Source organism: Agarivorans sp. OAG1, assembly GCF_037076485.1.
Classification (GTDB): Bacteria; Pseudomonadota; Gammaproteobacteria; order Enterobacterales; family Celerinatantimonadaceae; genus Agarivorans; species Agarivorans albus.
On record NZ_AP028990.1, the window covers coordinates 830496 to 844525 of the forward strand.

A 14030-nucleotide genomic window follows, 5' to 3' on the forward strand; every position below is an offset into this window, starting at 1 on the left:
TCCTCTTTTTTAACTCAGTAACATTTGGCTAGGCACCGATACAAATACTTTGGCTACTTCGCCACTGCGTTCAAAGATTTGTTTGCTGAGTTCTTCGCTCATTTCTAAGGACTCGCTCGACCATTGTTCACCATTTTTATAACTCACCACAAGCTGGCCTTGGCTTTGCTCTGTGCTGGCGTAAACAAATGGTACTTGGCAATAGGTGAAGGCTAATTGCTTTGCTTCTAGTGCTAGGCTTTGTGTATTGCCTTGTGGGTCAATGTATTGGTATTCATCGGCAGCGCTTAAGAACTCGCTGCTTTTAAGTAGTGAAGGTTTGATACTAATTTTACCTTGTTCTACCAGAATACCCAGCTCGCCAAAGCGGGTGAGAATTTCTTCCTTCACTTGCCCAGTCATGCCTGGTTGCTGTGCACCGGCTTGTTTAGGAGTATGCGAGTAAGGGTCGGTTGGGAAGGCGCCATACACCTCTGGCGATTTGTTAAAGCCAATGCCTGCACGCACTTTGTAGTAGTACTCAGCCAATTGTTGAGTTGCTAAGGAGTGCGGGTCAAGGTTGTAGGCGGCAAAGTAGTTCTCTTGCACCGCTAACAATAACTTAGACACCATATGCCAGTAAATCGAACCTAAGCCTTCATAGCCAAACATGGTGCCAGAGCGACCAGTAAAGGCTTGGTGGTTAAATACTTCTTCATAAATGGCAAAAATGTCTTGCCAAGCTTGGTCGGCGATCTCTGGGTAATCTGCTTTTGCAACCGCGATGGCTGCCGCTAATGCGCCGGCATTTTCGAAATCTGCATTGAAATGGTAGTGGCCTTGGTTATCTTGCTCAACAATACGTGGGTCGTTTTTCTCAAGCATGATTTGCAGAGCAGGGTTCCCCGCAACACGCGCAGCTACGATTCGGTTTTTGTTGGCAAAGCCCGCTAAATCACGATCGGGATATAACATAAAGGTGTTTTGATCGGCGCGGAACATGCTGCTGTTATATAACTTATCAAGCAAGTGAACGGCTTCGTCTGGCGTGAGTACTCCGGCAGACAATACCGCGACTTGGCCTTCTAGCATTGGGTAGAGGTAATCTACAGCCACTTCATCTTGTTTATAGTTAATGATGTTGTAAGCGTTGTACAAACCGTCGTTACGGTAGTTGCTGGCAATGCTCTTATCCATAATCTCTAGGCTTGGAGCAAGCAACGCTTGAATGTCTTTAGCGCTTACGGTTACTTTGCCTGAGAAGCCATGTTGGTATACATACTGGCGATAATCTGCTGCTGCCTTGGCTAAATCACGTAATACTTGGTTACGTTGGATCTCGCTTACCGGAGCGGCCGCTACTAGTTGGCTAGCCTCTTGTAAAATTTTACTGCTAGCACTTAACCACTCGGCGAGCTCTTTAGACATGGCGTATTGCTTGTTGTCGGCAAATAGTTTTTGCATAAAGGCAACATAACGACGCATGTAATAAAGGGTTACCATGGACAAGCCAGTACCCACAATCGCGTTGTTGGCATCGTTCCATTCTGGGCGTTGGGTATTTAACCAAATACCGCCGTCTAGCACTAAGTTTCCTAGCTTAGCGAGCAGTGGAACTAATAGTTTTTCAGCCAAGTTTGCTAAGTAGACTTCTTGGTTCTGGTCTAGTAATAATCGAGCATCGCTGCCCATTACGCTTTGGCGACTTTCAATGATTTTCTGTTTGTTTTCGTTAAATTCAACGGTGTTTTTGGCGTCGGCAAAAATAGCTTCTGCTGAAGAAATCTCGTAAGGCACATTGGCGTAGCTAAAGATCTCTGTATCTAGCAGGGCTTTTAGCTCTGCAGGTTGGTATTTGTCTGACTGCTCCAAAAACTTAAGCAAATAAATGATTTGGTGATCGCCCCAGTAACCAATGTTGCTCCATGGGTCGTCAGATTCCAATAACTCCCAATCTACCCCAGCTTTAGTTATGCGGTAAGGGTTGTAGCCGTCAATGGTTGAGGCATTCACAAACTTGGCAATAAAGCTCTTAATAAAGCTTGGGTAGCTTACACCTAGCGCTTCCCAGTTTTGGAAAATGTCACGCCAGTTACCTTGGTAAGACAACAAACGATTGCCTTGGTTATCTTTTAGCTTTATCTCGAAATGGTTCCAAGGGCGACTTGGGTCGCCGTGGCGACGGCCAAAAGTAAGCGGTAAGTACTCGTGGCACAAACGCAATAATTGCGGGCTATTTTGTTTAGCCGCTAACGACAGTAGCTCGTCGTAGTTGATCTTAGCTGGCAAGCTATTTAAGAAGCTTGCTTGGTCAAGCGCTACTTGGGTATTGGCATTTTTTAGGGTTTTCACAAAATCGGCACTTTCAACCCAGTACTGGTCAACAACCACACCACCGCGCATGTTGTTAAACAATACGTTGGCGTAGTGGTGTACGCTGGTCTCATCTTCGGCGGTTTTCTGGTAAGCATCGCTGCCAGCCATAAGCTTAAGCAGCTCTTGGTGGTTTTGTTCAACCGATGCCATAACCGCTTGCTCAAGTTGTTGCGGCTTGCTGATTTGCTGCTGCAACTCTGCTAACTGGGCGTGTGATTGGTCAACATCGGCGACAATGCTCCAGCTATCCTGAGTGGCGGCGGCAAGTGTTAGCTTTTTATGAATGAAATAAGAGCCCCTTACTCCACGTGTTAGTTGTTCGTCTTCTACTGAGCTGCCACGGCGAAATGCAGCTAACTGCTGGCTAGACAGCAGTATTGATTGGCAGTTTTCCGCTAGCGAGAATACGCTAGTTGCTAACAGTGATTCTGCAGGCTCTGCGCGGTCGCTCAATTTAGCGTATAAGCTGTAAGTGGCTAGGCTAGAGTTGGCTTCGCGCTCATTCCATTTGTAGGCGTCAAGTAGGGCGCTGCTGCCTTGCATAATTGAGAATGGCGTATTCGACGGCAGTAAGTTTTGAATGCCATCCACTAGCTCAATTTCACGTGTTTTATGAGTGGTGTTGGTGAGTGTTGCTTGACGAACAAAACCAAACTTTTCGCTGCTGCTCCATTGGTACTTAAAGCTTAAACCTAAATCAAAATTGAGCTCTTCAAAGATGATTTTGTCACCCGCAATATTTTTATAAATATTGCGACGCAATTGGTACAAACTATCGTGGTGTTGATTGAAGGGTTCCCACTGTTGGATGCCTGCTTCGCTCGTTACTTTTACAATAGTTTTGCTGCCGGTGTTTTCAGCATTCTCATGAATATAATCTACTGATTTATAGGGAAACAAAGCGTTCTCTGGGCGAATGCGCCCTGCCGATAAACAACCGGTTGAAGAGATGAATAACCAATGGTCGCTGGCTGAAACCACACTGATAAAAAACGGGGCCATCTGATCGACGTTTTTGATTTGGTAGTATTTATCACCATCAATAGAGACAAACTCTCCAGTGATGTCTTTTGTTAATGTATCCATGTTTTCTTCTTTCATTAGCTTAAAATCCATGTAAGCGCTTACTTTACAGCGCAAAAAAATTCTTGTTAAACGTTAAAGCAACGTATGAAGTGATCGTCGGCAATTTGAGTCACTTCTGGAAATGCTTGATTACACTTGTCCAAGGCATTTGGGCAACGCGCAGCAAATGGACAACCCACTGAGTTAGGGTGCCACATAGGAATGTCTCCCTTTTTCGCACCTAGTTCACGGCGACCACTTTTACTTGCCTCTGGCACCGCCGACAGTAATAGCTTGGTGTAGGGGTGCTGGGGCGTTTGGGTTACTTTGTCACTGTTACCCCATTCCACCATGTGGCCTACGTACATAACAGCAGTCTTTTCTGCAAAGTAGCGTGCGGTAGCAATATCATGAGTGATGTACATGAAACTGATGCCACGTTTGTCTTTTAAATCGGCCATGAGGTTCAAAATGCCCAAGCGCACCGATACGTCTAACATCGAAATCGGCTCGTCAGCTAAGATAACTTCTGGGTCAACCGCTAGTGCGCGAGCAATAGCAACCCGTTGGCGTTGACCACCACTTAGCTCATGGGGGTATTTCTCGGCGGTTTCCACTACTGGCGAAAGGCCTACTAAATCGAGCAACTCGTAAACCTTATTGCGTAGTTCTTTTTTGCTGGCGCGTTTGTGAATTAGCAAGGGGCGAGCAATATGGTGGTAGATTGAATGCACTGGGTTAAGTGAGCCAAAGGGGTCTTGGAAGATCATTTGTACTTGGCGAGCATATTCTAGCGAACCATGTTGTTTTACAAACTCATCCAAAGGCAGGCCCTTAAATAGGATGTCACCGCCATTTTTCTCATAGATGCGTGTTAGCACCCGAGCACCGGTACTTTTACCGGAGCCAGACTCTCCAACAATCGCTAAGGCTTGGCCCTTTTTAAGCTCAAAAGATACATCGTTAACTGCCCGCATTAGGTTATTTGGGTTAGACGATAAACCAATGGGAAAGTCTTTAATTAAGTTTTCGACCGCAAGTACGGTTTGATTTTCGCTTACTACGCTCATTTTTGAACCTCCAAAATATGACAAGCAGCATGAACACCGCTAGCTTGTGCGCGCAAAATAGGTTCATCGCTTTTACAGTTTTCTACACAATCGTTACAGCGCGCTTGAAAGTTACAGCCGCTAGGTAATTTGAGCAGGTTTACCGGGTCGCCTGGGATCCCGTATAAGCGCTCTTTTGGCCCATGAATGGTTGGGAACGACGAAACCAAACCTTTGGTATAAGGGTGGCTAGGCTGGTTAAATACCGTTTTGGCGTCGCCAATTTCAATCAAGTTACCGGCGTACATAACTCCAATACGGTCGGCTATTTCGCCCATTAAGCTTAAGTCGTGGCTAATGAATAAAATCGAAAAGCCAAACTTCTCTTTTAGATCGTAAAGCTCATTAAGGATCTCTCGTTCAACCACTACGTCTAGTGCCGTGGTTGGTTCATCCATAATGATTAGCTTTGGCTCTAGCGCTAAGGCGATAGCGATAACAACGCGTTGGCGCATGCCACCACTTAATTGGTGAGGGAAGCTTTTTAAGCGGTCGCCATGAATACCCACTACCGACAGCAACTCAGTGGCTTTTTCGTTAGCCTGTTTTAGACTGACTTGCTTGTGAGCCAAAATAACATCGATTAACTGCTCACCAATGGTGATTACTGGGTTAAGTGAGTTCATGGCACTTTGGAATACTACCGAGGTGTCATTCCAGCGAAATGCCCGTAGCTGTTTATCGTTCATTTTCAGCACGTCCTTGCCCTTATAAAGGATTTCTCCTTCAGGGATTAGCGCGGGTGCTTTATGTAAACGGGAAATCGCGAAGGCGAGGGTGCTTTTACCGCAACCCGACTCACCAGCTAGGCCAAGGGTCTCGCCTGGGGCAATGCTTAAACTTACATTGTTTACCGCGCGAGCAATGCCATTGGGTGAAACATAGTCAACGCTTAGGTTGTTAATCTCTAATAATGCTTGGCTCATGCTAAACCTCGACGTTGATTGGCTGCTTTTTGCAGTTTTTTCCATACTTTTAGGTGCGGACCAGTTTTAAGTTTTGGATTACTTACTTGGTCAATTGACATGTTAATTAGCGCTAGCGCTCCACCGGTAAAGGCCAGTGCTAAGGCTGGTACTAACATCTCCCACCATGCGCCGGTGTAGAGAGAAGAAGAAACTTGCGCCCAGTAGAGCATAGAGCCCCAGCTAACTTCGGTGGCGTCGCCTAAACCTAAGATACCTAAGCCTGCTTCAGAACCCATGGCGTAAATGACGGTACCCAAAAAGCCACCAAATACGATAGAAACTAAGTTAGGAAGAATTTCGACCAATATGATGCGAAGCTTGGACTCGCCCATTACCTCGGCCGAGATGATGAACTCTTTGTTTCGTATTGCCATGGTTTGGGCTCTGATAACCCTAGCGCCCCATGGCCAGGAGGTGACCCCCAGCAGCACGGTTATCACTAAGGAGCCCACTTGCCCAAGAAAGGCGGCTAATACAATCAATAAGGGCAGTTGCGGAAAAACCAAAAATACATTGGTGATGAAGTTTAACCATTCATCAATTTTGCCACCAAAATAACCAGAACTAACGCCAACGGCTACCGCAATGCTCATGGCAATAATACCGGCAGTAATCGCAACCGTTAGTGATTTACGGGCGCCAAAAAGCACTTGGCTAAAAACGTCGCGGCCGTTACGGGTTGTGCCCATAATGTATTCGGCACTTGGCGCTTGGTGAGGTCTGGATACACGTTTTTGTGGATCGTGTGTTGCAATTGCTGGAGCAAATAGTGCACCGAGCAAAATAATTGTAGCTAGTAATCCGCCAATAATTGCCGGTGGATTACCATGAAAAAAGGCTAAACACTTGGCTAATACTTGGCGCCACTTAGCTGAGTTGTGATGATGTTCCATAGTAAAACCTACTTCGAAATACGGGGATCAAGCCAGACATACAACAAGTCGGCGATGAAGTTTGCAGTAAGTACCGCAGTAACAAGAATGAGCAAAATAGCCTGAATAAGTGGGTAGTCGCGCGCCACAATACCTTTAAGCAAGATGTTGCCTAAGCCTTGGTAGTTAAACACCACCTCGGTCATGATTGAGCCGGCAAATGAGAAACCAATGGCCATGGCTATAGCGGTAGCTACCGGTAAGATCGCGTTACGCCCAGCGTAGCGATACATTACCCGAAAGCTCGATAGACCTTTGGCTTCTGCCATCGTCACATAGTCTTCACCCAGCACATTAATCATGGCGTTACGCATGTTAAATACCCAGGTGGCAATGCCTACCACAACCATGGAGCCCATGGGTAATATGGCGTGTTTAAGTACGCTACCAATAAACTCCCAACTAAAAGCAGGGTCTAAGGTAGGGTCGTAGGTATAAGCCAGTGGCAGCAGCTCTAACTGCAAACCAAAAAAGTAGAACAGCAATAATGCAGTTACGATGTACGGGAAATTACTAATAAAGGCGAGTACCGGCGGAAATACCTGACCAAAAAAACCTTCACGTCGATAAGAAGCGTAGGTGCCAATTGATACCCCGATAATTAGCGCTACAATCAATGAACCTAGGGCTAGGAACATGGTCCACGGCAGGGCCATACCTATCACTTCAGTTACTCCCACTGGGAACATTAATACTGAAGGACCTAAATCCAAGGTAAATACACTTTTAATGTAGGCAATGTATTGCTCAAAAACCGAGCCATCCATAAAACCATACATTTCTCTTACCGCGTCCATTTGCGCGGGATCCATTCTGCCTTGAGCTGCTGCAAATAATGCGTCAACTGGATCGCCTGGCATTAACCGGGGTAACAAAAAGTTAAAGGAGATGGCGATCAAGAAGGCTGTGAAGTAAAAGCCCAGTCGGCGTAATAAAAAACTCATAATATTTTCCAAAGTAAGAGAGCCAACCAGTGGCTCTCTACAGTTGTGTTACTTAAGGTGAAGATTGTTAATGATTAACACTCGTTTACCACCGTCGTACCATACTGGCTGTACATATGGGTTTTCTGCGTTTGGCCAACCAACAATTTTAGAGCTGTTGTATTGGAACCAAGTTGGGTTAGAAAATAGCGGAATGAAAGGTAAGTTCTCAGCGCTAAATACTTGCAGCTGCTTGATAATGTCGGCCTGTTCTGCAGTGTCGTTAGTTTTGCCAAAGCCATCAATTAGGGCGTCAATTTCTGGTGAGTGAACACCATGACCACCATGCCACGTTTTACCAATGCGCGAACTTGAGTAGTAATCTTGGTAAGCCAAAATAGGGTGGGTAGCTACTAGCGACCAGTTAATCGACATTTTGTATTTACTGTCTTTTAGTGACGAGTCATAGACTGCCCAATCAACGGTTTTTACATTGGCTTTAATGCCTACTTCTTCGAAGTATTCGGTAACCATTTGTACTACTTGGATCCAATCGGTCCAGCCGTTTACTACTTCAATATCAAATTCGATGCGCTTACCGTCTTTGGTTTGGCGGAAGCCATCGCCACTTTTATCTACATAGCCAGCTGCATCTAACATTTGGTTAGCTTTGTCTGGGTTGTAAGTGGTTAAGTCTTTGTATTTAGCGGTAACGTCAGCATCAATATAAGTGCTATATAGTTCACCAATACCACCGGCATTAAAGTTAACCGTTGGGTAACCATAGGCCGCGATATCTACAATCGCTTCACGGTCTAAAGCCATTGATAAGGCTTTACGTAATTCTAAATCGCTAAAAGGCGCTTCTTTTGTATTTACGTATAAATGAATAGCATCGTTAGCTGGGTACCAGTAATGGTGATTTTCTGGGCTTGCCGCAACAAAGGTATTGTCGATGTCAGCAATAAAGTTGGAACCCCAGTCAATTTCGCCTTTCATTAAAGCTGGCTGAATTTGCGAGTTATCGTTGTAAGAGCGGTAGGTAATACAATCTAGGTGAGGCAAACCTTCCAGGTAATAGTTGGGGTTGCGGCATAACTCCATTTGCTGGGTTTTTATATACTTCACTTCGGTCATAGGACCGCTACCAATAGGGTTGGGGTTTGTGAAGGTGGTTAAGTCACTTACTTTACTCCACACCTTTTCTGGAATGATATGGTATTTCTCTAGGTTCCAGATAAAGGTTGAATCAGCCTGGTTTAACTTAAACTCTACCGTTGTATCATTCGTTGCTTCAATGCTAATTAGGTTGCCGTCGGTCCAAATACCACGTTGGTCAAATGCACCATTTTCTTTGGTCATGGTGAAGCTATAAGCTACATCTTTAGCAGTAAGAGGGCTGCCATCAGACCAGGTTAAACCATCACGAAGGGTGAGCTTAATGGTTTTAAGATCGTCGGAATATTCAGCTGATTTAGCCAGGCGCCACTCAGTTTTACCGGTCATATTGTTGAAAACCATTAATGGTTCAAACATCACTCCATGTAACAAGTCTTTAGAAGTATAAGGGTTGTAGTTTTCTACAAAACCAGTACCAATAATCGGTACGGTAAGGGTTCCGCCTTGTTTAACATCGCTGGCTATTGCGCTTCCTGATGACAACATTAAACCGCAAATAATTGAAGATAAAACCGTTTTACTCTGCATTAGATAATCCTTTTTTATCGGCACTCTCGCTAGGTACGCTTTCTTATTAATCCTTAAGGTCCACACTATAAGTCTTAAAAACCAAAAAGAAAGCGCTTTCTTTTGTGGCACTCTATTTTAGAATCGAAATGTAGGCAATCTAAAGGCGGTTATTTTTCTACTTGGGTCACATTTAGCTCGGTTTTTACCTAATTAGGGGTGTTTACGAGTGGAAAATACACTATTCCCTTGGGGTTTAAGTCATGCGCGTTTGATCTTGATAAGCTTTTCATAGGATTTGTATTAACAATATTTTGAAAACGCTTACTTTTCGTGATGAGCCTCAATATTTTTAATTAAGCCTTGCGGTAACGCTGTACAGATTCCGTTAGCTGTTGTTTATTTATACGTGTAATGGCGATGTAGCATTGCGCTCTAAACAAATTCATGGACAAGAATACTGGCTGAAAAGTCATTTTTTTAGCAATAAAAAGTAAGCGCTTTCTTTTTTGGGAGCCGAAAATAATCCGTTTTTTAGTTAAAACATGATGTTAATAACTATCAAGGACACATGGAATGACAGTGACAAATAGCAAATTCAAACTGGCCAATACGGTATTAGCTGCCGCTTTGGCTCTTGCGTTAAGTGGTTGTGCTGACGAAGTAGTAAATGGCGAAACCCCCGCAAATCCAGTAGAGCCTACCGATCCAGTTGAGCCAACTGATCCAGTAGGCAACGACCTGCTGGTGTTTAATGATGCAGTGAACCCTTATTGGCCTGCATGGGACTGTTGTGGTGGCACCACACCAACGAATCCAATAGAGCTTAGTGACTACGGCATGGTCACCGAGTTTGCGATTAATGCTCAGCCAGCGGTTTTAGGTTTTGTACGTGATAGTGAGCGTGGTGCTCTAGATGCAAGTGCAATGGAAAGCACTGGTACTTTGGAGTTTGACCTTAAAATGACAGCCAGCCCAGGCGATGTGAACTGGGCGGTAAAATTAGAAAGTAATGGCGGCATTCAAAATGACGCCGGTGGTGAAGAAGTTGAAATAATGATCACCGCGCCGGTGTTAGATACTTGGCAGCACGTTAGTGTGAACCTTGCAGACTTAGCGACCCAAGGTTTAGACCTAAGCAGCATTGATAACATCTTAATCTACCCAGCTTGGGGAGAAGGTGAAGGCGCAGTTTACCGCGTAGACAATGTAGAGTTTGTGGCAGACGGTAATACCACCGACCCTGTTGATCCGGTAGAACCAACTAACCCAGATGCTGACAGCGGAACAAAACTATCATTAGATTTACCCATGACAGATTTTGGTGGTGCGGTAACCGAGTTAGCCGCAGCTAATCCAGCCTTAAATGGCATTACCGCTTACAGCACTAGTGCTACGGTAATTAAAACTACCAAAGCAGCGGCTGCAGAAGACTGGGCTGGCACCACACTGGGCGATACGGCCACCTTAGCCATTACCCAAGATCGCAGCATTATAAGTGTGTGGGTGTATTCACCAGAATCGGGCGTACCAGTGCTGCTTAAAGTAGAGAATGCAGACGACGATACACAAACTGCCGAGGTACTTGTTTACACTACTGTGGCGGCTGCCTGGGAAAAACTTAGCTTCGACTTTACCAATGTTGCAGATGGTACCCAGCAACTTAATCCAGAATATACCTTTAACAAAAAATCAATTTTCTTCGACTTCTTAGTGGACGCCAGTGAAGACAAAATTTTTTACTGGGATGACGTGACCTTTGTAGAACAAGAAGACACGACTGACCCAGTTGACCCAGTTGACCCAGTTGACCCGCCTGAAGGTGACTCAGTGGTAATTTTCAATGATGCCGCTAACCCAAGTTGGATCGCCTGGGATTGTTGTGGCGGTACCACACCAGCCGTGGTGACCGATAGCGATGATAGCTATGGAGCAGCCACCGAGTTTGAAGTCGTTGGCGAACAGGTTAATGGCTTTAGTAGCCGTGCCGATCACGGCGCTACCAACGGAGCGTCTATTGATGCGAGTGCTTGGGCAAACGGTGGGTCTATCTCTTTTGACTTGAAATTGACCGCTGAAGGTGGCGCAACCGATTGGAAGTTTAAAGTTGAATCAAACGGCGGAACTAACTTTGCTGAACTGAGCTTAGCCGAGCTTCCAGAGCTAGATACTTGGAAGCACTACAGCTTTGACTTAGCGGAGTTACAAAATGCAGGATTAGATCCAAGCGCTATTGACGTAGTGATGATTTTTCCAGCATGGGGAACAGGCATCGGTTCTAAATACTTAGTCGACAACGTTCAAGTCTCTTCCACTGGCGGTACAGAAGCGCCAATTGCTGGTGATGACAACACGGTAACTATCGATGAAGGCATAGACTTCGAAACCAAAACACTGAGTTGGGAAGTATTTGAAAACGACGACAACCCAGTTATTGAGTTTGTTGCTAACCCTGATACCTCTGGCATTAACGGCTCTGCTACGGTAGCCAAAATTACCGCTCGCGCAGCGGGAGCACCATGGGCTGGCACAGTGACTCGATCAGTAGAAGGTTTTGAGCTTAACGCTAGCAACAGCACTGTGAAAATGATGGTTTATAAAGACAAAATCAGCGCAGTACGCCTTAAGTTAGCAGCGGCTAACCAATGGGGAGCAGAGATTCTTGCGAGCAATACTAAGGTGGGCGAATGGGAAGAGCTGACTTTTGATTTTAGTCAGCACCCAGAGTTTGCCGCAGCTGCTGCACAAGGAGATATGGTTGAAGTTGTGGTATTCCCAGACTTTGATGACCCCATCGTAGAGGTTCGCCCTGCTGATACTGTTATGTATTTCGACAACATCAGCTTTAGCGCTCAACCGTAAGCTTAGATTGCAGGGGCATTTTGCTAAGTGCCCCTGCATTTATCCGTCACCGAGAATGCGCTAAACGTATTCTCATTTTCAAGGAAGTATCAGGTTAATTGTTTCAATTTAACTGGTGGAAAAAAGATGAAAATATGTAGTTTAAAATCAATTTTGCTGGCCGCCATGTCGGTATTAGTGGTGGCTTGTGCCGATGAGCCCCTGAATGATTTGGGTGATCCGGGAACTGGCCCTGGAACTGGCACCGAGCTTGCTCCTCAACCTGGCCCTGGTAGCGTTTATCCTAGCGCTCTAAACGGCGATGTAATTTTGGGTAACCCCGATTACTTAGCGATTTCTTATGGTGCTTGGCGTTCAACAGTACGCGAAAGTGGCGTTAATGTACCTACGGTTGATATGCATAAAGAAGATATGCAAATTTTATCGGCCATGGGCATAAAAATGCTCCGCACCTACAATACTCAAGGTTTCATTGGCCTTGATGGTAAAAGCAATACCGAGAACCTATTACAAGCCATTGCCGAGCTAATGGCCGAAGATGAATCTTTTGAAATGTACGTGCAGTTAGGGGTATGGATTGATGCCCTAAACTCATGGACTGATCAACCAGTGATTCACGACCAAGAGAACCCAGAAAATGCTTTAGAAATGGCTAAAGCCAAAGAGCTTGCCTTAGCTTACCCAGAAATCATCAAAGTGATTGCGGTTGGTAATGAAGCAATGGTTAATTGGGCGGAATACCACGTGGTACCTGGCATTATCCTTGGTCACGTTAACGACTTACAGCAATGGAAATCTGAGAACCCATCGGTAGCCAATATTTGGATTACCAGTTCTGATAACCATGCAGTATGGGCAGGCATAGACGACAGTGCCAATATAGGTGAACAAGCAGATCTTATCGCATTGATTGAAGCAGTAGACTATGTGTCTTTACATACCTATGCTCACCACGACACGCTTTACGACCCTACTTTTTCTGCCGATTGGAAAGTACCTGCCAGCGAGCAAGATTTAACCTTGCAGGAGCAAGTTGATTCAGCAATGGATAAAGCCTACTTGCATACCGTGTCACAAATTAAAGTGGCACAAGACTTTATCAATAACATTGATTCGAGCAAGCAAATTCACATTGGTGAAACGGGCTGGTCTACGGTTTCAAATGAAAACTTTGGTGCCGGAGGCACTCAAGCTGCCGACGAGTACAAGCAAAAAGCTTTTTATGATGCAATGCGTACTTTTTCCAACGATTTTGGTGCGTCATTGTTTTTCTTCCAAGCCTTTGACGAGCCTTGGAAGGGCGATGAGAGCAACCCTGGGCACTCAGAAAAACACTTTGGCTTAATTGATATTGACGGCAATGTTAAGTATCTGGCTTGGGATAAAGTAGAGACCTTAAACAGCGCTGGCTTAACCCGCGGTGATGTATCGTCGTTTACTGCTAGCTTTGGCGGTGACTTTGATACTTTAATGGCAACTATTTTACCACCTCCTTATGCACCAGTTGTTACCCCTCCTGAAGAAGGTGAGTTTGTAGTATTGAATACTGCCTTATACGAAGGTGCGGTTGCCTATGGTTGGGACAGCCCAGCTACCGCTTGGGCTGGCGTCGATGATGCCACTGGCGTATTAACCATTGCTTCAGATCCTGCTACTGCCAAAGATTGGGGTTGGGGCGCTGGCGTAGGTATTCCTGGACAAACTAGTAACCTTTCAAGCTCTACCCAAATCACTTTTGAAATTAAAGGCGACGCTGCTTATGGCTTCTACCTTGGTTTCCAAACTACGGCCTCGGGCGGCACTAATCATTGGGTTCGCTTTAACGATGGCCAAGGTTACACCCTAACTGACCAGTGGGTTGAACACACTATTAGCTTAAGCAGCTTCTCTAATTTTGCTGCTGCTGATCTTAGCGTGGTTAACTCACCGTTCACTATTGCGGATCTTTATGCTGAATCAGGTGGCAGTGCGCCAACCTTAAGCAACATAGAAATTCGTAACATTTCTTGGTTGGAGTAAAGCGCCTCTAACCATTAGCTAGCGTACCAGTCGTTAGCGCGTAAGCCAGAGGCGATGATTAAACCTGTTTGATCATCGCCTTTTTTATTTAGCCCTTTGCTCGGCTGCGAT

Annotated in this window: 8 protein-coding genes; 2 read left to right on the forward strand and 6 right to left on the reverse strand. The window is 45.3% G+C overall.

Annotation, left to right across the window (positions count from 1 at the left end; translation table 11 throughout):
- Nucleotides 1-9: 9 nt before the first annotated feature.
- The 6 genes from OAG1_RS03890 to OAG1_RS03915 all read right to left on the reverse strand — a co-directional run bounded on the left by OAG1_RS03890 (nucleotide 10) and on the right by OAG1_RS03915 (nucleotide 9059).
- Complete coding sequence (locus OAG1_RS03890) at nucleotides 10-3441, reverse strand: hypothetical protein (protein WP_338624123.1); 3432 nt, start codon at nucleotides 3439-3441, stop codon at nucleotides 10-12.
- A 65-nt stretch (nucleotides 3442-3506) separates the two neighbouring features.
- Nucleotides 3507-4490, reverse strand: coding sequence for an ABC transporter ATP-binding protein (locus OAG1_RS03895; protein ID WP_016401634.1), 984 nt, complete (start codon nucleotides 4488-4490; stop codon nucleotides 3507-3509).
- Nucleotides 4487-5455, reverse strand: a complete 969-nt coding sequence (locus tag OAG1_RS03900) for an ABC transporter ATP-binding protein (protein WP_016401633.1) — start codon at nucleotides 5453-5455, stop codon at nucleotides 4487-4489. Before OAG1_RS03900 ends, OAG1_RS03895 begins: the two co-directional genes overlap by 4 nt.
- Nucleotides 5452-6390, reverse strand: coding sequence for an ABC transporter permease (locus OAG1_RS03905; protein WP_221074779.1), 939 nt, complete (start codon nucleotides 6388-6390; stop codon nucleotides 5452-5454). The genes OAG1_RS03900 and OAG1_RS03905 overlap by 4 nt, the downstream gene beginning before the upstream one ends.
- A gap of 8 nt (nucleotides 6391-6398) precedes the next feature.
- On the reverse strand, nucleotides 6399-7373 hold the full coding sequence (locus OAG1_RS03910) for an ABC transporter permease (RefSeq protein WP_016401631.1): 975 nt from the start codon (nucleotides 7371-7373) through the stop codon (nucleotides 6399-6401).
- Nucleotides 7374-7421: 48 nt separating this feature from the next.
- Nucleotides 7422-9059, reverse strand: coding sequence for an ABC transporter substrate-binding protein (locus OAG1_RS03915; RefSeq protein ID WP_338624129.1), 1638 nt, complete (start codon nucleotides 9057-9059; stop codon nucleotides 7422-7424).
- Between the two features lie 555 nt (nucleotides 9060-9614).
- On the opposite strand from OAG1_RS03915, the gene OAG1_RS03920 reads away from it, so the two are divergent.
- Together OAG1_RS03920 and OAG1_RS03925 are read left to right on the forward strand one after the other, a co-directional pair.
- A complete protein-coding gene (locus OAG1_RS03920; RefSeq protein ID WP_338624131.1) occupies nucleotides 9615-11900 on the forward strand; it encodes a hypothetical protein in 2286 nt (761 codons plus the stop codon).
- Between the two features lie 126 nt (nucleotides 11901-12026).
- Entirely contained in the window at nucleotides 12027-13919 is a 1893-nt protein-coding gene (locus OAG1_RS03925; RefSeq protein ID WP_338624133.1) for a hypothetical protein, read from the forward strand.
- The last annotated feature ends 111 nt before the right edge of the window (nucleotides 13920-14030 follow it).